This window comes from Pseudoalteromonas sp. SG43-1 (assembly GCF_014164415.1).
GTDB lineage: Bacteria > Pseudomonadota > Gammaproteobacteria > Enterobacterales > Alteromonadaceae > Pseudoalteromonas > Pseudoalteromonas distincta.
This window is the reverse complement of the sequence record NZ_JACJFD010000034.1, coordinates 25,378-47,129: the sequence shown is the minus strand read 5'-3', so window position 1 is coordinate 47,129 and position 21,752 is coordinate 25,378. Positions and strand designations below refer to the sequence as shown.

Here is a 21,752-nt window from a genome sequence, read left to right as displayed (position 1 = left end):
GGGGCAATTTACTCTTTGTTGCCTACATGGATGTAGGTAAGGGGCGTGAGCAGGACGCGGAAGCTTTGCTCGGTTTTTACTTAGCCCGCTAGGTTACAAACCTCACGCCGCGATTAAATCGCCCCTAGATTGAACAAATTTTAGTCCAGAAAGGTCAACAGGCCCTAAGCCAGTAACTTTGTTGCTGGCTTTTTTAATGTCAGCCCTTTTTATATTACAGATTACGGTTTTTTGATCAGATCACTGCATTACCAACGCGGAATTTTGGGATCACGCATTTACTAACACAGCCTTTTTCGGATCATTACTTTACTAAGCCAAATACACTTTAATGCTATATATGGGTTCTGAGATAATTTGATCGTTATTTATTTGTACAAACAATCAACAACTTATGGCTTTGACTAGGTACAACTCTGATCTGAGGGTTGATCGGCTTGGTAAAAATCTGATCCTTTATTTGGAGCTTAGTAAAATTTAGATCTATTTTTGAGCGTATTGTTTGTTACACAGGCGGGTTTGTTGATTTTAAAAGGGCTTTAAAGCTACTTTTAAACGATCGATCTGTAAAAATGTCTTGGTTAGTAAAACAATGATCCCAGCTAGTTTAATATTGTTTAGTGGTTTAAATAGCGATACAAAAAAGATAATTTTAAAAAGTTAGCTATTACATAAATTTATCGTAAATCTCTTTTTATTACGTTAAATATTAAAAAGGTTTTAAAAATATGACGTTAATGAGGTTTTTTGTCACTAATTTGTGTTTTTTTTACCACCATTTTAATTTACACGTTACACTTTCATAAAAATGTCATACTTAGTCATAATAATGAAAACTAATTCGATAGCGTAAGAGATAAATTGGAATGTCACGTAAAGTACTAGTCGTAGATGACGAAGCTCCTATCAGGGAGATGTTGGTTTTTGTTTTAGAGCAAAATGGATTTCAAGCAATTGAAGCAGAAGATTACGACTCTGCTATTGCAGCTATGGTTGAACCTTACCCAGATATGGTTTTACTTGATTGGATGTTACCAGGTGGAAGCGGTATTCAAATTGCTAAAAAGTTTAAGCAAAACGAACACACCCGCCAAATCCCAATTATTATGCTTACAGCTCGCGGCGAAGAAGAAGACAAAGTACGCGGCCTTGAAGTAGGTGCAGATGATTACGTCACCAAGCCGTTTTCTCCTAAAGAGCTTATGGCACGTATTAAAGCGGTTATTCGCCGTGTATCGCCAACCTCATTAGAAGAAGCTATTGAAGTACATGGCCTGCGTTTAGACCCTATTTCTCATCGTGTTACCTCAGAAGGTAACGAGCTTGATATGGGGCCAACCGAATTTAGATTACTGCACTTTTTTATGACTCACCCAGAGCGTGTTTATAGCCGTGAACAACTGCTTGATCATGTGTGGGGAACTAACGTTTACGTAGAAGATCGCACTGTTGATGTTCACATTCGTCGCCTCCGTAAAGCAATTGGCCCACTTGGACATGACCGTTTGGTGCAAACAGTACGTGGCGCTGGGTATCGTTTTTCAAGTAAGCTGTGATCAGCTTAAAGCTTAGCTAATGTGTAAAATACGCATGTATTACTACTCTAAGGTAAAGTGAGTGTATGTATCGAGTTGTTAATAAGCAGGCGTTAGTAAAGCGCCTGTTTATCTATTTTTTACCCTTACTATTAATTGGTGTGCTGGTTGGCGCGCCATTTTTGCTTTTATTTTTAGGATCTTTTTCCCTCCTTATTTGGCACTACCATCAACTTTATCGTTTGAGCGATTGGCTACTTAATCAACGCAGCTTTAATCCACCAGAGGGTGAGGGTGCATGGGAGCAAGTGTTTGAAGGTATTTACCATCTCCAGCACCGTAATCGTAAAAAACGTAATGAGCTTGCAGATTTAATTCGTCGCTTTCGCGATGGGGCTGAAGCGGTACCTGATGCGGTTGTGGTATTACAAAATGATTTAAGTATTGTGTGGTGTAATCAACTAGCCCTTAAAGTGCTTGGTTTGCAGTGGCCTACCGATCATGGTCAGCGCCTTGATAATTTAATTCGCGAACCTAAGTTTGCTAAATACATGCACAAAGGCGAATTTGACGATGCGCTTGAGCTGGATAATGGTCATAGTATTGAGCAGGTGCTTGAGTTTAGGGTAATGCCATATGCAAGTACGCAACTTATGGTTGTTGTGCGTGATGTAACGCGCTTAAAACAGCTTGAACAGATGCGTAAAGACTTTGTAGCCAATGTGTCGCATGAACTACGTACACCGCTTACAGTGGTTACAGGGTATCTTGAGATGATGGATGGCGACATGATGCCGCCGCCAGCAATGTGGAACAAAGCGCAAAATACTATGCTTGAACAATGCAAGCGCATGGATAGCTTAGTCAGCCAATTACTATCGCTTTCGCGTATTGAAGGTGCTCGTCGCCAAGACAATGATAAAGCTATAAATGTGCCGCAATTACTTGGTTATATTCACACTGAAGCAAACTCAATTAATCAAGACAAAGGCCACGAACTTATTTTTGATATTGATAAAACCCTTGATATTAAAGGCTCTGAGGATGAACTGCGTAGTGCGTTTTCTAATTTAGTATTCAACGCGATTCATTACACAAAACCAGGCGGTAAAGTAGAAGTTTGCTGGCAGCGCAAAAACAATAAAGCGTGTTTTAGTGTTACCGATAATGGTGATGGTATTGCGCCTGAGCATATTAACCGATTAACTGAGCGTTTTTATCGTGTTGATAAAGCTCGCAGTAGAACAACAGGTGGCTCAGGCTTAGGGCTCGCTATAACAAAACATGTGTTAACTCGCCATGATAGTAAATTAAATATTCGCAGTGAAGTTAACAAAGGATCGTGTTTTTCTTTTGAATTTTCAATAGATAAGATAGTTTCGCTGACTAAATAATTAAGCTAATAGGTCAAGTCATAAAAGTGTCATTTAAGAGTAATGTAACTGTCATGTACTCACTTTAGAGTGGGCAGCAGTTAGAAAATGGAACGAACAAACCGGAGAACTCTACATGAAATTTAAAAACTTAGTTGCCGCAATGGGTGTGGCTGTTACAACTTTCGTATCTGCACAAGCAGTTGCTCTAGACCAAAATATTCCTGAGTATCAAAAAATTAGTGGTGTTTCAGGCAACTTTTCATCAGTAGGTTCTGACACTTTAGCCAACATGATGACGTTTTGGGCTGAAGAGTACAAACGTATTTACCCAAATGTAAATATTCAGATTCAAGCAGCAGGTTCTTCTACTGCTCCACCGGCACTTACCGAAGGTACAGCTAACCTAGGTCCAATGAGCCGTAAAATGAAATCTAAAGAAATCGAAGCGTTCGAAAAACGTTACGGTTACAAGCCAACAGAAGTTCGCGTAGCTATTGATGCACTTGCTGTATTTGTACATAAAGATAACCCAATTGAAGGTCTTCGTATTGACCAAGTAGATGCTATCTTTTCATCTACTCGAAAATGTGGCGCACCAGAGCAAGTTAACCGCTGGAGCGATGTTGGTCTAACAGGGGATTGGGCAGCTAAAGATGTGCAACTTTACGGACGCAACTCAGTATCAGGTACGTATGGTTACTTTAAAAAGAAAGCACTTTGTAAAGGTGATTTCCGTAATAACGTAAATGAGCAACCGGGTTCTGCATCAGTAGTACAGTCAATTTCATCTTCATTAAATGCAATTGGTTACTCAGGTATTGGTTATAAAACATCGGGCGTACGTACAGTACCGCTAGCTAAAAAAGGCGATAACTTTGTTGATGCAACACTTGATAACGTTGCACAAGGTAAATATCCATTATCTCGCTTTTTATACCTTTATGTGAATAAGCACCCAAACAAGCCGTTGTCTCCAATGGAAGCGCAATTCTTAAAAATGGTACTTTCAAAAGATGGTCAGCAAATTGTAGAAAAAGATGGTTATGTACCACTTTCTGCAAAGCTAGTAGAAACAGAACTTAAGAAGCTTGGTTTAAATTAATAAACTATAAGCAATAAAAAACCGCTCATTGAGCGGTTTTTTTGTGCCTAAAACTAAAAACTTTAAGGAATTAAATATTACCTAATTTTTCGGCTTGTGCTTTACATTGATTATAGCTCTCAACACATTTGCCAGAGCATACTTGTTGCTTTAAGCCCTCAGCAGTTGTTTGCTGTTCACAACTACTTTCACACTGGTAGTTTTGTTGAGCACACTGATTCATTTCAGGGTTTTCAACTTGGTTTTGACAACCTGCCAATAGTGCAAAAGTAAGGGCGACTACGCTTGTTTTTATTAAAGTGTGCATGCTTCTTATCCTTAAAATGGAGTCGCAATAATATTAAATTTCGACTTGGATATTGTCGATCAATCTAACACCACCAAAATAGGCTGCGGCTAAAATAACAAATTGAGTATCTTCGATTGTAGCAGTTTTTAATGTATCTCGTTGAGCAATCTCAAAATAGTCTGGTTTTAGGCCTGCTTGCTCTAAACTTTGTTTAGCTAAGCTTTCAAGTTTTACAAAGTCTTTCTCGCCACTTTTAAGTTGCTCAGCGCACGTATTAAGGGCTTTAAATAATACGGTTGCAGTCGCTTTTTGATCATCAGATAAGTAACCATTACGTGAGCTCATAGCAAGGCCAGAAACTTCTCGCATTGTAGGTACACCAATAACTTCAACCGGAATTGATAAGTCGCGTGCCATAGTTTTGATTACTTGTAGTTGCTGAAAATCTTTTTCACCAAAGCAGGCGTAATCTGGTTGCACTAAGTTAAATAACTTAGTTACGATTGTTGCAACACCTCTAAAGTGACCTGGACGTGAGCCACCGCAATAGCCTAATGAAATGTCAGGTACATCTACAAAGCTTTGTGCACCCAGTCCGTTAGGGTAGATTGTTTCTACACTTGGGGTAAATACAATATCAGTGCCTAGTTCAGCAAGGCCTTGTTTGTCTTCGTTTAGCGTACGAGGATAGTTATCTAAATCTTCGTTAGCACCAAATTGCATTGGGTTTACAAAAATACTTACAACGACTTTGTCGGCCAAGTTTTTTGCTTTTTCTACTAGCGAAAAATGCCCACGGTGCAAGTTGCCCATTGTTGGCACAAGCGCCACGCTAAGACCTGCTTGGCGCCATGCTTTAATTTGACTACGTAACGATCTGATTTCAGTTATTGATTGCATTATTTAAACTCATGTTCAGCGCTTGGAAATGCGCCACTTTTAACATCTGTACAGTACTTTTGAACGGCTGCAGGCATATTGCCTGTTTCGAGCAAAAAGTTTTTAGAAAATTTAGGAATGTAACCTGCCGAAATACCAACCAGGTCATGCATTACCAGTATTTGGCCGTCAGTTAAGCTGCCTGCACCAATACCAATAGTTGGGATACTTAAAGCGTCTGTAATGCGTTTTGCCAGGGCACTTGGAATACACTCAAGTACTAATAATTGCGCGCCAGCAGCTTCAAGTGCTTTCGCATCATCAATCATTTTTTGTGCTTTATCTTCTTCGCGACCTTGTATTTTAAAGCCACCAAATACATGAACTGACTGTGGTGTAAGGCCTAAATGCCCGCAAACTGGGATACCTTGTTGAGTGAGTGCTTTAATGCTCTCGTAAAGCCACTCTCCGCCTTCAAGTTTAATCATGTTTGCGCCAGCGCGCATAAGCTCAGCTGCATTTCTACAGGTATCACTAACGCTTGAGTAGGTCATAAAAGGTAAGTCAGCAATTACAAATAATTCGCGGCTACCAGCGCGTACACAGCGGGTATGATATGCAATATCTTGATTTGTTACGCCAAGGGTGTCATCGCCGCCTTGTAGTACCATGCCCAATGAGTCGCCCACTAAAATAACTTCAACGCCGTTATCATGAAATAACTTTGCAAAACTAGCGTCGTAGGCTGTTAATGCAGTAATTTTGTTATTTTCTGCTTTCATTTTATTTAAAGTAGAAACGGTTATTTTAGACATAATATCCTCGCAGGCAAAAGCCTAGGTTAATTACAGAGGTAATTGTTGTAAGTCGTTGAGCGGTAAGTTATTTGCAATGGTTTTTAATGCAATGCCGCTAGGTAAAATAAGTTCAGGTGCAAGCTCTAATAGTGGGTAAACCACAAACTCGCGATCACTCAAACCATAATGAGGCACGGTTAAGCGCGCCGTATTTATAATTTGATCATCAAATAATAGGGTATCGATATCAAGTGTGCGTGGACCCCAACGCTCAGCTTTTCTTACTCGACCATGCTCAAGCTCAATACTTTGTGTTAAATCAAGTAATTGCTCTGGAGCAAGGGTCGTTTTAATACAGGCTACGGCATTGATATAGTCTGGTTGATCTTGTGGGCCCATAGGCTTACTTGCATAGTAATGCGATACGTTTACAAATTCACAATTAGGCAGCTTTTTAAGCGCAATTATCGCGTTATCAAGCTGCTCTTTTGGTGAGTTTAGGTTGGCACCTAAACCCAAATAAACACAATGCATGTTATTACTCAGTTGGCTTTTTAGTAGGGCGACGGCGCTTTCGCGGCTTAGGGCCACCTTGATGGCCTAAGCTTTTAACCATCTCTTTTTGGCCGTTTATATCTTTACTTAAGTATTGTGTCCACCACTGAGCAAGCTCTGTATGCTGTGTTTCGCCTGCATCTACGCGTAATAATAAAAAGTCGTAAGCGGCTTTAAAGCGAGGCTGTTGCGTTAGTCTGTATGCACGTTGGCCAGCACGTTTATCTAAGCGGTGCTGAATATGCCAAATATCGCGAGCACCTAAAGTAAAGCGCTTAGGAACAGCTATATGTTGTGAATTATCGCTTAGTACTTTATTCATTGCTTGTGCGAAAGCATCGTATTCAGATAATTGCTCTTGGCTTTGAATTTTTTTAGTGCGCTCAAGCAGTGGGAACCAAAGTAGGGCAGCAAAAATAAACGCCGGTGTTACTTTTTTATCGGCATTAATACGCTTGTCGGTATTTTGAAACATTTGCTGAATAAGCGTGTGCTCTAAGCCACTTGGATTTTTATCTAAAATTTTATCAAGTTCAGGAAAAAGTGAGCGGAATAAGCCGTATTTACGCAGCATTAAAAAGTTAACTTCGGCCTTGCCGTTTAAAAACAGTTTAAGAATTTCTTCAAATAAACGTGCTGGCGGAATGTTATCAAGCAAGCTTGCAAGCTCGCTAATTGGCTTTTCACTTTTAGGCGCAATGCTCATATCAAGCTTAGTGGCAAAACGTACTGCACGTAACATACGAACAGGGTCTTCGCGGTAACGCGTTTCAGGATCGCCAATAAGCTCGATTTGTTTAGCTTTAATTGCCGCTAAGCCGTTGGCGTAATCGTGAATACTAAAATCTTTAATTGAGTAATAAAGTGCGTTGATTGAAAAGTCGCGGCGCTCTGCATCTTCTTCAATACTGCCAAATACGTTATCACGTAGTAGTTGGCCCTCATTGCTTGATTGGCTTATTTGATTTTTGTCTTCTTGCGCTTCGTGGTGGCCACGCATTGTTGCCACTTCGATAATTTCACGACCAAATACAATGTGTGCTAGACGAAAGCGACGACCTATCAGGCGACAGTTTCTAAATAGTTTTTTTACCTGATCTGGAGTTGCATTAGTAACTACGTCAAAATCTTTTGGCTGTTGGCCTAACAATATATCGCGAATACAACCACCAACAAGGTAGGCATCGTAGCCACCGTCTTTTAAGCGGTATAATACTTTGATTGCATTTGGGCTAAATTGTTTGCGAGAAATACCATGCTCACCACGAGTGACAACAATAGGTTCACTGCTTACAGAAGCGCTTTCGGCACTGGTATTCGGGCCGATTATTTGTCGGCAAAATTGAAAAAGCTTGGAAATAATAGTCTGTCTCCTAGAAGGTGTGATTGACTCTGCATCGCAATCAAAAGTTACAGCAAATAGGGCGGTTATAACCCAGTACAAGCTGTTTGACGTAATTAGCATATATTTAGGCGGCTATCATATACCAGCAGGGTTTAAAAATTAAGTTGATGTGTTGAAATTAAGCCGTTTTTAGCTATTTTATTTACTTAAATGTGTAAATTGGACTTTCTGGCTATGTGGATGTTGAGAAATTTGTATTTCGGATACTTGGGGGACCTGTTTTAAGCTAAAGTTTTTAATTCCCCAATCGATTAATTGTTCTATATTTAAGTCGCTTAAATCAGCTATAACAGGTAGCCCTAAAAATTCAAAAGCGCTAATTAAAGCAGGCTTTGGATTTTGCTTACAAATGGCGGGGGCATAATTTTGTTTAGATAGTTTAAAACCGGGTTTGGCAACTGCTAAAGGTAAATGAGCAAATTCAGGTACAGGGCTGTCGAGTTGTTTAAACAAACTAATTTGCCGAGCTGTTGGTTCAATTAAATCTGCGCCTCTTACAATTCGATTTATCCTTTGATCGATATCATCGACGACCACAACAAGTTGATATGCAAATAAACCGTCACTGCGTTTAATTAAGTAATCTTCGTGGGATAATGCATTATTTACCGATATATCACCTTGAATTAAATCACTAAATTGGGTCGTTGGATGTTGCTGAACTAAACGAAGTGCGCCGGATTGAGTATGATGATTAAGTGCTTTGCAATGCCCCTGATAAATACCGCCAATGGCTTTTATTTGCTTGCGAGTACAGGTGCAACCATAAACAAGGTTTTGTTCTAAAAGTGAGTGGGTAATATCTTGATATAAAGACAGACGCTGCGTTTGATATACAACAGGTTCATCCCAGTAAAGGGCGTAGGCTTGTAAGGTATTTAGAATATCGGAGTCGGCGTTTTTAACCACGCGCGTAGTGTCAATGTCTTCAATACGAACTAACCATTTTCCTTGATTAGCTTTTGCATCTAGGTAGCTACCTACAGCCGCTACAAGTGAGCCAAAATGTAATGGCCCAGAAGGAGACGGTGCAAAACGACCGCGATATTTACGCATAGGCGCAGTAACGGCTGTAGGAGACATAACTAACTAATAAGTTTTAATTAGCCGCGTCCAGATTGCTTTTCTTTGATTTCTGCAAGTGTTTTACAGTCTACGCATAAATCGGCAGTAGGACGTGCTTCTAAGCGACGTATGCCAATTTCGATGCCACAAGACTCACAAAAGCCAAAATCATCTTCTTTAATCAAATTAATTGTTTTTTCAATTTTTTTGATTAATTTACGTTCGCGGTCACGAGTACGAAGTTCTAAAGAGAATTCTTCTTCTTGTGCAGCGCGGTCAACTGGGTCAGGAAAGTTAGCAGCTTCGTCTTGCATGTGCGATTTAGTACGATCAACTTCGTTACGTAAATCGTTACGCCAAGTCTCTAAAATTGCTCTAAAATGAGCACGTTGTGCATCATTCATGTACTCTTCGCCTGGTTTTTCTTGGTATGGTTCTAAACCGGCTTGAGCCAATAAACCATGTTTCTTTTGGTCTGGCATAACTCTCTCCTAAATCCTTAATTTAATGCCTCAGCATTAGCCGGCGGTATAAATAACAGAATCTTATACCCTAGGCAAATTTATTTTTAATTAATCGAATTAGCTTCAACCATGCTTACTGAGTAAAAAAGTGTATTAATAGTTTATTTACACTTTTAATTAATTCACATATTCGCTTTCTAAAACTTGCCTTGTTATATGGGCAAAAGCTTCAAAAGCAAGTTAATTTTTATAATTCACTTTTTACCACTTTCTATAATTAGAGTGCTTTGTAAATTACGCTTAGTTCAATCTCTTGGTTTATTACACTATTCTATAAATGCTATTCTTTTATGAAGTAAGACTCCATTAGCTGAAATTTTGGCTTTGTATGCTAATACTTCAACACCGGCTATTATTGCTTGGTTTAATAACGTGGCGTATTTTTTATCAATATGCGCAGCTGCACTTACGGTATTTATTCCTTCATGCAAAACAGCGAACAGTAATACTGCTCGGTGGCCTTGTTCGATCATTTCTATTAGTTCGCGAATATGCTTTTGTCCACGCACTGTTTGCGCATCAGGAAAGTAGCCTTGCCCGCTTTGTGGTGTATCTTCGCTTAATAATGTGACTGATTTAACTTCTACATAGCAATCGGGCTTATTTTCGTCTGTGAGTAAAAAGTCGATACGACTGTTTTCGCTGCCGTACTTCACTTCGCTTTGCAATTGACTGTAGTCGAGTAGTTCGCTTATCACATTATTGTTTATTGCTTCTTCTACTACTTTATTAGCCACCGCTGTATTTACACAAATAAGCTGCGATAAGTTATTTTGCGTAAGTTCTAATGAATGCGGGTATTTTCGTTTTGCGTTATCGCTTGTTGAATAAAAAGCAGTAAAGCCTGGCTCAGCGCATCCCGTCATTTTACCTGTATTTGCACAGTGGGCGGTAAATTCGCTGCCATCACTTAATTGTAAATCAGCTAAAAAGCGTTTGTAGCGCTTTAATAATATGGCTGGTTGCAGCGCTGGCGTGTACTTCATAATAACTTCCAAAGCGTAAACACTGCTCAGCAGTGTGATTTATGTTATTTATCTCAAGCTGTTGGGAACTTAAGCGCTCTATAGTAAACTCGGTGGCACATTTAAGTGCAAGGGAATTCTAACATGAGTGAAAAATTTGTTGTTCAACTAAGCGAACAAGCAGCAGCGAGTCATTGGGGCGATAATGCGTCATTGTCTTTTAACGAGCGCGGTGCAACTGTTCATTTATCTGAGCAAGACACATTAAAAAATGTTCAAAAAGCAGGCCGTACTATTGCAAGCCAAGGCGTTAAAAATGTTGAATTAGCAGGTGATACTTGGTGTACAGAAAGCCAGTGGGCTTTTTACCAAGGCTTTGTAACACCAAAATCATTAAACGGTGTTGAGTTTGTTGATAACGCACAATCAGATATTAAAGAACTTGCTCACTTAAAAACGTCAGCAATTTGGGCACGTGAAATGGTTAACGGTACTGCCGATGACATATACCCAGAAAGCCTAGCTGAAAAAGCAGCTGAGTTTATTCAATCATTAGCGCCTGAACATGTAAGTTACCAAATTATTAAAGGTGATGCGTTACTAGAACAACAGTGGATTGGTATTCATGCAGTTGGTCGCGGTAGTGTTCGCCCACCAGTATTGCTTGAGCTTGATTACAACCCAACAGGCGACGAAAATGCACCAGTAAGTGCTGCGCTTGTAGGTAAAGGTATTACGTTTGACTCAGGTGGTTACTCAATTAAATCAAGCGAAGGTATGCTTGGTATGAAGTGCGACATGGGCGGCGCTGCAACAGTAACAGCAGGTTTAGCATTGGCTATTAACCGTGGTATTGAAAAACGTATTAAGCTGTTTTTATGTTGTGCTGAGAACTTAATTTCGGGTCATGCATACAAATTAGGTGACATTCTTACTTACAAAAATGGCACAACAGTTGAAATTGTAAACACGGATGCTGAAGGTCGCTTAGTACTTGCTGATGGCTTAATGGCAGCAGGAGAGACTGGCGCTCCACTTATCATTGATGCAGCAACACTAACTGGAGCAGCGCTTGTTGCTGTTGGCCAAGAGTACAATGCATTATTTGCACTTGATAAAGAACTTGCACGTGAAGTTGAAAGTTTTGCATCTCAAGAAATGGAAGCTGCTTGGCCACTTCCTCTTGAAAAATGGCATCAACAAAACTGCCCATCTCCTTATGCTGATACGGCAAATAGCCGTGCACAAAAGGGTGGCGGTTACGGCGGTGCATCGAATGCTGCAGGCTTTTTATCACGCTTTGTGCCAAACGATGGCAAAGGCTGGGTGCACATAGATTTAGCTGCTGCTTTTAACATGGGCAGTACAAGCCAATGGGCAGCGGGCGCAACAACTCAAGGTATGCGTACGGTTGCTCGTACCCTACAAGAAAAAGCATAATATTTACTAAATTATGCTTTTTACACTAAAAATAGGCACCTTTGGGTGCCTATTTTTTAATTTACAGGCAAGCAATTTTATTTCATTTGCGGTAAAATCCGTCGCCAATACCTGTTTGAGTTTAATTTTTGCTTAACTCTAAGCTGCGCTCAAATCTTATATCCACCACTGGGGTTTCTAATTATGTCAGATAAGTGCTACATCACAGCTCAACAGCTGCTTGAAGATTCGTTCCGCGTAGCGGCACAAGTATACCAAGATGGCTTTCGTCCTGATTTTATTATTGGTATTTGGCGAGGTGGTGCACCGATCGGTATTGCTGTTCAAGAATATTACGATTATAAAGGCATTGAGACTGACCACATTGCAGTACGTACATCGTCTTATTACGGTATTGGTAAACAATCTAAAGAAATTAAAGTCCACGGTTTGCATTACATTGTTGAGAACGCAAATGCAGGCGACTCATTATTAATTGTTGATGATGTATTTGACTCTGGTCGTAGTATTGTTGCATTAAAAGAAAAGCTTTCAGAGCTTATGCGCTTAAACTTGCCACGTGATATTCGTATTGCATGTCCGTACTACAAGCCAAAAAACTCAAAAGTAGACACTGTTCCAGATTATTATATTCATGAGTCTGAAGAGTGGTTAGTGTTCCCGCATGAACTATCGGGTTTAACACCGGATGAAATTATTGCAGGTAAATCTGATCTTGTGAAAATTCATGACATTTTGCTAGAGAAGTAATCAGTAATTTGTATAAATAAAAAAAGGCCGTTAAGGCCTTTTTTTATGGGTAAATTTTAAATAACTTAAAGTTGAGCAAAGCTATCTACGTATTCACTTAGCTTTGGTATATCGACTGCTTGTAAGCCATCGTTACTTCTAAGTACCAAGCCTTTTTCGACAAGTTCTGTAACAACACGTCTGTAAGCTCGCTCAGTGGTAGCAAAGCGTTCGGCTTCAGCATTTACAGTTGGATAGGCTCTAAGTAGCGTAGGGTTGTTGTTCTCGGCCCTTAGTAAGCAATCTTTGGCTATGTTGTAGCTCAATGGTAGTAGTAGTTTATCTAAATTGATTTTTTGGTTTTCCTGAAATTTAGCCGCAATAGTTTGTGCGGTGTATAAACTCAGTTCTGGTTTTTCAAGCAGCAGAGCACGCCAATGTCTTAATTCAATAAGATTATAAGTTACATCGCTAAAGCACGTTACCGTATAAATACACGGATTATTATTTAGCGCTTCTATTTCACCAATAAGGGTGTTGTTACAATCCAATTGTCCTAACAGCAGGCGTCGTCCATTACCTACGTCGTAACTAAACGACACAGTGCCACTGCGTACAAGCACAAGCTTGCTTAAAGGCTGATCTTGATGGATCAGAACTTCTTTTTTTGATTGTTGATAGCTACTACCGGCAAAGGTTAAAAGCTGATCAACAAGGTAACTAGAAAAATGGTATTGAAACATCAATGTGCTCTTCGGACATTTGTCCTATTTATTACATCTTAATGACGTTAGCATTAAGACACTAAGAATTTACGCTAACTTGCTACTAATATTATTAGCTTTGCTAATAGTATTATTTTACCTTCATTTCCCGTGTAATGATTTAAGAATTTGCTGGTATTTTCCGGCAAACTTTTTCAGGTTTTTAAGCAAGTTAGCTTTTTTATTTTGTTGTAACTTTGCAATACTTATAAGTGCCATAAGTTAGCAGTACATGTAATGCTAACCTAAAGGCTAGGAGAGAACAATTGAGTTGGGAATATTTAGGCTATATTGCATCAGCTTTATTGGTTGCATCGTTAACAATGACAGATGTAGTAAAACTGCGTTGGTATAACATGTTTGGTTGTATTGTATTTACTGCATACGGTGTTGCCATTGGCGCAGTACCTGTTATTTTTACCAACGGCTTATTGTCGCTTGTAAATTTATACCACATTATAAAAATATATCGCCAACCTAAAGTTGAAGACGCTAAAAGCTAAAATAAGTTATCTGCACAAATAAGTTAATGATTTCAATTAAAATCAAAATTTCAGTTTTTGTGCATTCCGGCTTGAAGTGAATACAGATAATCTCATATCACTCTACATAACTTTCCTTTGAACCTTGCTGTAAGCTCTTACTTGAAAGATGATTACCTTAGGTTTTAATACGCCGAACGTTAGCTAAATTCTGTTCGCGGATAACAAATATATAAATAAGTGCTTCTAAAAATTCCATTAAAAAATCCGATAGCAGTAAACTGCTATCGGATTTTTGTCTGTTATACCAACCTGCTTATATATGAATCTATTAAATGCTTCAAAGCGCTTAAATATTTATGTAGGTTGTGGTATTTACGCTTTTTCTAAATCTTCAACGTCACCTAAGCCAGCAGTTAGTTCTTCAAGTAATTGCTTTATTTCCTCAGAAGCTAAAATAAAGTCAGCATCAAGTTTTAAAGCCATATCTTCTTTAGGAATATCTGCGTTCTCTTCTTTTAGAGTTTCAGAGTAGCTTAAACGCTTGATAGAGCCATCGTTTTGCAGCATAAACTTGAGGCGTTCTTGCCAATCAAGTGCCAGTTTAGTTACGCGTTTACCACTTTCTAAGTGCGATTTAACCTCATCACATGCCAGATCATGGCCTTTTAGTTTTACTTGTGCACCGCTGTCGTCAGCTTCTTCAAGCTCAGCGTCAGAGCCAATAGCAAAGCCTTCTGGTGTACTAAAGTTAGTTAACCAATCAGTTAAGAATACATCTAGGTCGTAGTTAGCAAACGCAGGTACAACTGGGAGCGTTCCTAACGATTTACGAAGTAGTGCCAGTAGCTCTTCAGCTTTATTAAAGCTGCCACTATTTACAACCACCCAGCCATTTTCTTGGTCAATAAAGGCAAATTGTAAGCTCGACTTTTTAAATGCCTGGGGTAGAAGAGTATGAAGAATGTTTTCTTTTAATTCGTCTTTTTCTTTCTTTTTAACCGGGCGGTTTTCTTCGGCTTCTATCTGATCAATTTTCTCAGCAACTAGTTCGTTGATAACAGAAGCTGGGAGTACTTTTTCTTCACGTTTTGCGCAAACTAAAATACTTTTTTGAGAAAAATGCGATAGTGTTTCGCCATGCTTTCCAAACGCTTTCGTCCAACCAAATGTTGCAAGCTCTTGACCAGTACATGGGCGAAATAAATCTTGCTCTAATGCTTTATCAAAATCTTCTTGGGTGTATGAAACGTCTTGCTTAAAGCGGTAACAAATAAGGTTACTAAACCACATAGGGGAATTGATCCATTTGAAAAATTTGTCCAATCATAGCAATAAAAACAGCATCTCGAAATGACTGATTTGTTACTAGGGCGTGTTGAATTTTATGGATTGAAATTTGTTCAATCCAAGGAAGATTAAATCGCGGCGCTAGGTTTGTAACCTAGTGGGCTCGGTAACTGCTCCTGCGTTATTCTACTGGCTTACATCCATGTAAGAATAAGTAAAAACTGAGCAAAGCTTCCGCGTCCTGCTCACGCCCCTTACCTACATCCATGTAGGCAACAAAGAGTTAATCGTCCCTAGATCGAGCTCAAAGGGCAGCGCATGTTTGGTATTTATGCTGCGTTATCGCCTATTTATGGGGAATAACCACATTACATAGGCTCTGCCTTGCCTAAAAACCAAACATATTGCTGCAAATTCAACCACCAAAGAACAACACGCCCTAATGATTTAATGCATATACTTTTTTATTCATATTTATCAAAAATAGGCATTGGCTTAGCCATGTTCTTTGGAAATTGAATATAGTAACGCAGACCTTTACCAGGTTCACTCGTTGCATCAATAGATCCACTAAGAGTTTGTTTAACTAAATTAAACATTATATGGGTACCTAATCCGCTTCCGCCCTCATCGCGTTTAGTCGTAAAGAATGGGTCAAACAATTTTTTCAATTGCTCACTGGTAACTCCGTTACCGTCATCTTTGTAATCAATCGTTAAGTTAGTGTCATCTGCGCTTATTTTGATATCCATCACACCGTTGCTTTTACCTTCAAAGCCATGAATGAGTGAATTCATAATTAAGTTAGTAAAAATTTGGCTGATGGCGCCTGCCGGTAAATTTAAAACTAAATCATCAGGGCATTCTAATTTTATTTTATGGGATGTCTTTTTTAGTTTTGGATGCAGTGAGCGTATTACTTCGTTAGTGTAATCTTTAAAGTTAATAGTTCTTACAGCTTCACTGGCCTGATCGACCGCTATTTGCTTAAAGCTAGCAATAAGCTCTGAGGCTCTATCTAAGTTAGTGGTTAACAAGCTTGTACTTTGTTTTGCTTCGTTAATAAATTCTTCTAGTGCTTTTGGTGAAAGTGTTTTTTCACTATAAGCACTTTCGAGTTTATTTAAGCGTTCTTGCAAAAACGATATTGCCGTTACACCTATCCCAATAGGGGTGTTAATATCATGCGTAATACCCGCCACGAGCCCGCCTAGTGCGGCCATCTTCTCTGTGCCCAATAAACGTTCCTGTGCAAGGCTTAATTCCTCTATATAACGCTGAGATTCAGTTTGTTTTGTAATTAGCTCTTGCTCTGTGCTGCGGCGTAAGTCTATTTCTTCAGTGAGCACAATTTTTTGCTTCTCAAGTTCGTATTTTTGCTGTTGTAATTCCATCATTGCTTGGCTTAAGTTTGATGTTTTACGGGCTACGTCTTGCTCAAGTTGTATGTTGTGATGATCGAGCTTTTCGTTACTAATAATAAGTTCTTTTTGGGTGTGCTCAAGCTCTTTTCTGTACTGAACCACTTTATCTATTAGTTTGTTAAACGACTGCTCCATTACTTTTAGTTCGTTATGCTCCTCTGTTTCTATTTCTATGTGTTGTCCTTCTAGCTCATCTAATTCTAGGTTTTCTAGTTGCTCAGTAAGCTCAGCTAAGGGATCTGTAAGAAGCTTTCTAAATGCCATTAAAAATAAAATGATTAAAAAGGTAGTTTTAATCATCGCATTACCAATCAAAAAGTAGATTGATACCATAATTCGGCTTAAAACAACTTCTCGGCTAGAGAACAAGGTAACGTCGCCCACTTGGGTAGCACGGCCAGAAAATTCAAAAATAAGTGGAAAGGTGTAACCAAACAGACCGGATTTCGCGTCTTCTAAAATAGCTTCTTCTTGTACTAACTGTTGGTTATATAGCTTATGTATGTCGAGCGAGCGCCCTAACTGTGAAATAATTTCGCCGCTGTCGTCTCGAACAATAATCCCTTCAATCATGGGAATGGCGAGTAAACCTTCTGCTGTTGTAATTGTTTGCTTGGTATTAAGCTCCCAAATTGCACGTGTTAAGCTACGACTAAAGGTTTTTTGTAATGTACTTAATTCATCACGTATATAGTCTTTAGTATTGAGATATTCAGCAAGCACCTGTCCGCAAGTCACTACGAAGGTAAGCAAAAAATAAACGGATAAAACGCTTGTTAGCAGCTTCTTAGAAAGGCTTTTTTGTAACATGAGTGACTTGTTCATCCTTTGTTATTTTTGTAACGTTACTATTGTAATTTAAAAGTTAGTCAATAAACCTCTAAAAATAAATAAAAAAGTTAAAATTTAATAAGATAAATCTAATTAAGTCGGTATGTAGTATTAATGTAATTAAACTCAGCTATGAATTAGTAAATTTGCTAGATGTTAAGTTTTGTAAGTTTGATTAGAATTTAGTTTCGTTAATCATATTTAAATGAGTTAATTCTATATTTATCATTGCATTGAATTATTAATGCGCTAAGTATTTAGATGCGTGTTAAAGTGTCCTGAGTGCAAAGAAAGATGGTCTTTTAATAACTTTGATGGTTGTGTAGTAGTAAACATGATGAAATTTTCGATATTAGTCTGTGATGATTCTGCTGTTGCTCGTAAACAAGTCGTGCGGTGTTTAAATGAGTGTATAGACGCAGATATACAACAAGCTATAAATGGAGCAAACGCCCTCGATCTTTTAAGAGCACAAAACTTTGATTTACTGTGCCTAGACCTCACCATGCCAGAGGTTGATGGTATACAAGTACTTGAAACTATAAAAACAGAAAAAATAGAGTGCTTTGTGTTGGTTATTTCTGCTGATATACAGGAAAAAATGAAGCAACGAGTCGCCCAACTTGGCGCAATTGATTTTATTGATAAACCTATTAATAAATCAAGCTTGAATGAAATATTGCATAAATTTGGCATTCATTAGGTTTTTTCATGTTAAAAAAGGCTGTTTTATCTTTTAATTTAGGGTTGACAGCATAGCCTTTGTTAAGGCAGTCTTAACATATGAAAACAATTAATCGCGTACTGACCATTATTATTACAACCATCATTCTTACTGGATAGTGGCATAGGTCGGTGCAACAAATTTAAAGGCCTGTGTTCACTTAGAACACAGGCCTTTTTTCGTTTTATGGGATGAGGAACATAAACAATGCGAGTTTTAAAATTTGGTGGGTCTTCACTTGCCGATTATGCATGCTTACAACAGGTAGCTCAGTTAGTTAAAGCACAATTAAAAGATGAAATGTTATTGGTGCTTTCTGCTCCAGGTGGAATGACCGATTCGCTAGTTGCACTTGCAAGTGCTGCAGAGCAAGGCTTAGATTTTTCGCAGCAATGGCAAGCATTAGCGAGTCGTTGTGAAGGCTTAAAAGCTGACGTTGAAAAAAGCGGCGTAGTAGTTACAAGCTGGCCAGACCTAGGCGAGCTTAAAAATAAATTAGATGGCGTGTCGCTTATACAGTGTTGCCCTGATCAAGTTCGCGCATTTGTAATTAGCTTTGGAGAGCGCGTTAGCGTTTCTTTAATGCAGGCTTTATTGAGCTCACAAGATGCAAGGTACTTAGAAGCAACAAGCTGTATTGCTTCAACTGGTGGCTACATTGATGCAGAAGCTGATTTAGTGGCAAGTAAAGCTCGCTTTCAAGCTGTGCTTAAAGAAAGCCCTGCAACTATTTATATTATGCCTGGTTTTACGGCGAGTAATGATAAAGGTGAGCTTACAACGCTTGGCCGTAATGGCTCAGATTACTCAGCAGCTATTGCTGCGGCATGTTTAGAAGCTGAAATTTGCCAAATTTGGACAGACGTTGATGGTGTATACAGTGCTGATCCTCGTTATATTAAAAAAGCGACTAAAGTAGATTTTTTATCTTATAAAGAAGCGATGGAGCTTTCTTACTTTGGTGCAAAAGTACTTCACCCTAAAACAATTTTACCATGTGCTAAAGCGGGCGTGCCGTGCGAAATTAAAAATACGCATAACCCAGACGCACAAGGCTCATTAATTGGTAACGATTATTCATCAGATGAGCCAGTAAAAGCGCTTTCGAGCCTACAAGACCTTGCAATGTTAACTGTTTCAGGGCCAGGCATGAAAGGCAAAGTAGGTATGGCGTCTAAGGTATTTAACGCGCTTGCTCACGATAACGTATCAATTGTATTAATCACTCAGTCATCATGCGAGTTTAGCATTAGCTTTTGTGTGCACGAAACAGACCTAGCACTTGCACTGGATGCGCTACAAACTGCATTTGAGCTTGAGTTACAAGCAGGGCTTATTGAGCCTGTACAAGTGCAGCGCAATTTAGCCATTGTTACTTTAGTGGGCGATAACATGCGCGCGCACCGTGGCTTAGCGGCTAAGTTTTTTGCATCGCTTGCACAAGCTCAAGTAAATATTGTGGCAATTGCACAGGATTCTACAGAAAGTGCTATTTCTGCGGTAATTGATGGTGAGTTATGTAACGACGCCGTGAAAATATGCCATGAAAACTTTTTCACGCATGTGCCGTCAATTGATGTGTTTTTACTAGGTTGTGGCTTAGTAGGGCAAGAGCTTATTAATCAGCTTGAGCGTCAGCAAGCGTGGCTTGAAAAACGTAATATTAAACTTAACTTGTATGGTGTTGCTAACTCTCGTCAATTACACCTTGATAACGAAGGCATCGCTTTTAGTGATTGGCAGCAAAAATTGGCCTCATCTGAGCAAGCATTTGATTTAAAATTAGTAGAGCAATTTGTTAAGCAAAACCACTTAGTGAATCCGGTATTAGTAGATTGTACATCTTCAGATGCACTTGCTGCGCAGTACGTAGACTTTTTAAATGCAGGTTTTCATGTGGTTGCAGCTAATAAAAAAGCGACAACAAGCTCATACACGTATTACCAAGATTTAATAGCTGCTACGCAAAAGAATAATCGTAAATTTTTATACGAAACTAACGTTGGTGCAGGTTTACCAGTAATCGATAACTTGCAGTCATTATTTGGTGCCGGTGATGAGTTACTAGAGTTTAGCGGTATTTTATCAGGCTCACTTTCGTATATGTTTGGCGCACTTCAAGATGGTTTATCACTTTCTGAGGCAACTATTAAAGCCAAAGAAAGCGGTTTTACTGAGCCAGATCCTCGTGATGATTTATCGGGTACTGATGTAGCACGTAAGTTACTGATCATTGCTCGCGAAGCCGGTATGAAGTTGGAGCTAAGCGATATTGAAGTTGAGTCAGTATTACCACAAGGTTTTGCACAAGGTGATAGCGTTGATGAGTTTATGGCAAAACTACCAAGCCTAGATGCTGATTTTAATGACCGCATTCAAAGTGCTGCGAGCGAAGGAAAGGTACTTCGTTATGTAGGTACAATTAAAGAAGGTCACTGTAAAGTAGGTATTGAGGCTGTTGATGAAAAGCATGCGCTTAATGTAATTCGCGATGGCGAAAACGCGCTTGCTATTTTAAGCCAATACTACCAGCCACGTCCGTTTGTAATTCGTGGTTATGGTGCCGGCTCTGAAGTAACAGCAGCGGGTGTATTTGCTGATATTTTAAAAACACTATCGCGCTAGGAGCTCGTTATGATTGAAGTATATGCTCCGGCGTCTATTGGTAATTTTGCAGTGGGTTTTGATGCACTTGGCGCAGCGCTTGCGCCAATTGATGGTAGTTTATTAGGCGATGTAGCTGTTGTAAGTGCAGCACCAAGTGACGAATTTATTTGTACTGGCGACTACGCTCACAAGTTACCAAGTGATGCGAATGAAAACTTAGCGTACCAGTGTTTAGTACATTTTAGAGCGCATGTTGCGCCTGATATGCCAAGCGTAAAGCTCGAGCTTAAAAAGAATTTACCAATTGGATCTGGACTTGGTTCTAGTGCATGCTCGGTCGTGGCTACCTTTGCTGCCCTTGATAAGTTTGCGCAAACTAACTTAAGTCAGGTTGAGCTTATTGAGCTTATGGCTGACTTTGAAGCTGTAGTGAGCGGTGGTCGTCATTACGACAACATCACGCCATGCTATTTAGGTGGTTTGCAATTAACAGGTGATTTAATCCCTGATAAATCGATTGCACTGCCTGTTGATGAAAATTGGTACTACGTTGCTGCGTTCCCTGGTTTTTCACTCAACACTGCTAAAGCGCGCTCGGTTTTACCAAAAGAGTTGAGCATGCATGCAAGTGTTGAGTTTGCACAGCGTTTATCGGCATTTAGTAGCTTACTGTTGACTAATCGTTTTGACGATGCACTGAGCATAATGAAAGATGAAATAGCAGAACCTTACCGCGCACCGCTTATTAAAGGTTTTAGTGAAGCCAAAGCAAGCTTACCAGCGTTGGGCGCTGAAATAGTGAGTATTTCGGGCGCAGGACCTACCTTGTTTAGTGTATGTAAAACACTTGAAGCTGCAAAGCAATGCGCGCAGTGGTTAGAGGCAAATTACATTAACGAGCAAGGCTTTTGCCACATTTGTAAATTAGATAACGACGGCACGCGTCAATTAACAGTTTTATAGGATAGG

20 protein-coding genes are annotated in these 21,752 nt (G+C 39.3%); 9 read left to right on the top strand and 11 right to left on the bottom strand.

From position 1 onward, the window contains the following. The first annotated feature begins 866 nt into the window (after positions 1–866). From phoB to H5159_RS18765, 3 genes are all read left to right on the top strand, one after another. Entirely contained in the window at positions 867–1,556 is a 690-nt protein-coding gene (phoB, locus tag H5159_RS18775) for a phosphate regulon transcriptional regulator PhoB (RefSeq protein ID WP_006791869.1), read from the top strand. Positions 1,557–1,621: 65 nt separating this feature from the next. Then, positions 1,622–2,929, top strand: coding sequence for a phosphate regulon sensor histidine kinase PhoR (gene phoR, locus H5159_RS18770; RefSeq protein ID WP_002962688.1), 1,308 nt, complete (start codon positions 1,622–1,624; stop codon positions 2,927–2,929). A gap of 115 nt (positions 2,930–3,044) precedes the next feature. After that, positions 3,045–4,013, top strand: coding sequence for a PstS family phosphate ABC transporter substrate-binding protein (locus H5159_RS18765; protein ID WP_002962686.1), 969 nt, complete (start codon positions 3,045–3,047; stop codon positions 4,011–4,013). 70 nt (positions 4,014–4,083) lie between these two features. On the opposite strand, the gene H5159_RS18760 is transcribed toward H5159_RS18765, so the two are convergent. From H5159_RS18760 to sfsA, 8 genes are all read right to left on the bottom strand, one after another. Then, positions 4,084–4,320 carry a hypothetical protein gene (locus H5159_RS18760; RefSeq protein ID WP_024597166.1) on the bottom strand — a complete coding sequence of 79 codons (237 nt, stop codon included), beginning with the start codon at positions 4,318–4,320 and terminating at the stop codon, positions 4,084–4,086. Positions 4,321–4,353: 33 nt separating this feature from the next. Continuing rightward, a complete protein-coding gene (gene panC / locus H5159_RS18755; RefSeq protein ID WP_138489570.1) occupies positions 4,354–5,202 on the bottom strand; it encodes a pantoate--beta-alanine ligase in 849 nt (282 codons plus the stop codon). Further along, complete coding sequence (gene panB, locus H5159_RS18750) at positions 5,202–5,996, bottom strand: 3-methyl-2-oxobutanoate hydroxymethyltransferase (protein ID WP_182780827.1); 795 nt, start codon at positions 5,994–5,996, stop codon at positions 5,202–5,204. The genes panC and panB overlap by 1 nt, the downstream gene beginning before the upstream one ends. 30 nt (positions 5,997–6,026) lie before the next feature. Further along, on the bottom strand, positions 6,027–6,512 hold the full coding sequence (gene folK, locus H5159_RS18745; RefSeq protein ID WP_024597168.1) for a 2-amino-4-hydroxy-6-hydroxymethyldihydropteridine diphosphokinase: 486 nt from the start codon (positions 6,510–6,512) through the stop codon (positions 6,027–6,029). A 4-nt stretch (positions 6,513–6,516) separates the two neighbouring features. Continuing rightward, positions 6,517–7,998, bottom strand: a complete 1,482-nt coding sequence (gene pcnB, locus H5159_RS18740) for a polynucleotide adenylyltransferase PcnB (RefSeq protein WP_220488901.1) — start codon at positions 7,996–7,998, stop codon at positions 6,517–6,519. 78 nt (positions 7,999–8,076) lie between these two features. Next, entirely contained in the window at positions 8,077–9,021 is a 945-nt protein-coding gene (gluQRS, locus tag H5159_RS18735) for a tRNA glutamyl-Q(34) synthetase GluQRS (protein ID WP_182780826.1), read from the bottom strand. A 20-nt stretch (positions 9,022–9,041) separates the two neighbouring features. Continuing rightward, entirely contained in the window at positions 9,042–9,485 is a 444-nt protein-coding gene (gene dksA / locus H5159_RS18730) for an RNA polymerase-binding protein DksA (protein ID WP_002962671.1), read from the bottom strand. 308 nt (positions 9,486–9,793) lie between these two features. Then, positions 9,794–10,513, bottom strand: coding sequence for a DNA/RNA nuclease SfsA (gene sfsA, locus H5159_RS18725; protein WP_182693105.1), 720 nt, complete (start codon positions 10,511–10,513; stop codon positions 9,794–9,796). Positions 10,514–10,636: 123 nt separating this feature from the next. Between sfsA and pepB the strand changes: the two genes are divergently transcribed. Continuing rightward, positions 10,637–11,932 (top strand): aminopeptidase PepB, encoded by a 1,296-nt coding sequence (gene pepB, locus H5159_RS18720; RefSeq protein ID WP_002962668.1) that lies wholly within the window; start codon positions 10,637–10,639, stop codon positions 11,930–11,932. A 183-nt stretch (positions 11,933–12,115) separates the two neighbouring features. Further along, positions 12,116–12,682: a phosphoribosyltransferase gene (locus tag H5159_RS18715; protein WP_002962666.1), complete on the top strand. Its 567-nt coding sequence runs from the start codon at positions 12,116–12,118 to the stop codon at positions 12,680–12,682. Positions 12,683–12,747: 65 nt separating this feature from the next. Here H5159_RS18715 and H5159_RS18710 read toward each other — a convergent pair whose 3' ends face one another. Next, positions 12,748–13,404 (bottom strand): Crp/Fnr family transcriptional regulator, encoded by a 657-nt coding sequence (locus H5159_RS18710; RefSeq protein WP_002962665.1) that lies wholly within the window; start codon positions 13,402–13,404, stop codon positions 12,748–12,750. 287 nt (positions 13,405–13,691) lie between these two features. Here H5159_RS18710 and H5159_RS18705 point away from each other — a divergent pair, with 287 nt between their 5' ends. Then, positions 13,692–13,928: a YgjV family protein gene (locus tag H5159_RS18705; protein ID WP_002962663.1), complete on the top strand. Its 237-nt coding sequence runs from the start codon at positions 13,692–13,694 to the stop codon at positions 13,926–13,928. 354 nt (positions 13,929–14,282) lie between these two features. On the opposite strand, the gene rdgC is transcribed toward H5159_RS18705, so the two are convergent. After that, a complete protein-coding gene (gene rdgC / locus H5159_RS18700; RefSeq protein WP_002962662.1) occupies positions 14,283–15,200 on the bottom strand; it encodes a recombination-associated protein RdgC in 918 nt (305 codons plus the stop codon). A 461-nt stretch (positions 15,201–15,661) separates the two neighbouring features. Next, on the bottom strand, positions 15,662–17,431 hold the full coding sequence (locus tag H5159_RS18695; RefSeq protein WP_182780825.1) for a sensor histidine kinase: 1,770 nt from the start codon (positions 17,429–17,431) through the stop codon (positions 15,662–15,664). A 355-nt stretch (positions 17,432–17,786) separates the two neighbouring features. On the opposite strand from H5159_RS18695, the gene H5159_RS18690 reads away from it, so the two are divergent. The 3 genes from H5159_RS18690 to thrB all read left to right on the top strand — a co-directional run bounded on the left by H5159_RS18690 (position 17,787) and on the right by thrB (position 21,746). After that, on the top strand, positions 17,787–18,155 hold the full coding sequence (locus tag H5159_RS18690; RefSeq protein ID WP_024596295.1) for a response regulator: 369 nt from the start codon (positions 17,787–17,789) through the stop codon (positions 18,153–18,155). A 228-nt stretch (positions 18,156–18,383) separates the two neighbouring features. After that, positions 18,384–20,801 carry a bifunctional aspartate kinase/homoserine dehydrogenase I gene (thrA, locus tag H5159_RS18685; RefSeq protein WP_182754126.1) on the top strand — a complete coding sequence of 806 codons (2,418 nt, stop codon included), beginning with the start codon at positions 18,384–18,386 and terminating at the stop codon, positions 20,799–20,801. A 9-nt stretch (positions 20,802–20,810) separates the two neighbouring features. Next, positions 20,811–21,746 carry a homoserine kinase gene (gene thrB / locus H5159_RS18680; RefSeq protein WP_024596294.1) on the top strand — a complete coding sequence of 312 codons (936 nt, stop codon included), beginning with the start codon at positions 20,811–20,813 and terminating at the stop codon, positions 21,744–21,746. The last annotated feature ends 6 nt before the right edge of the window (positions 21,747–21,752 follow it).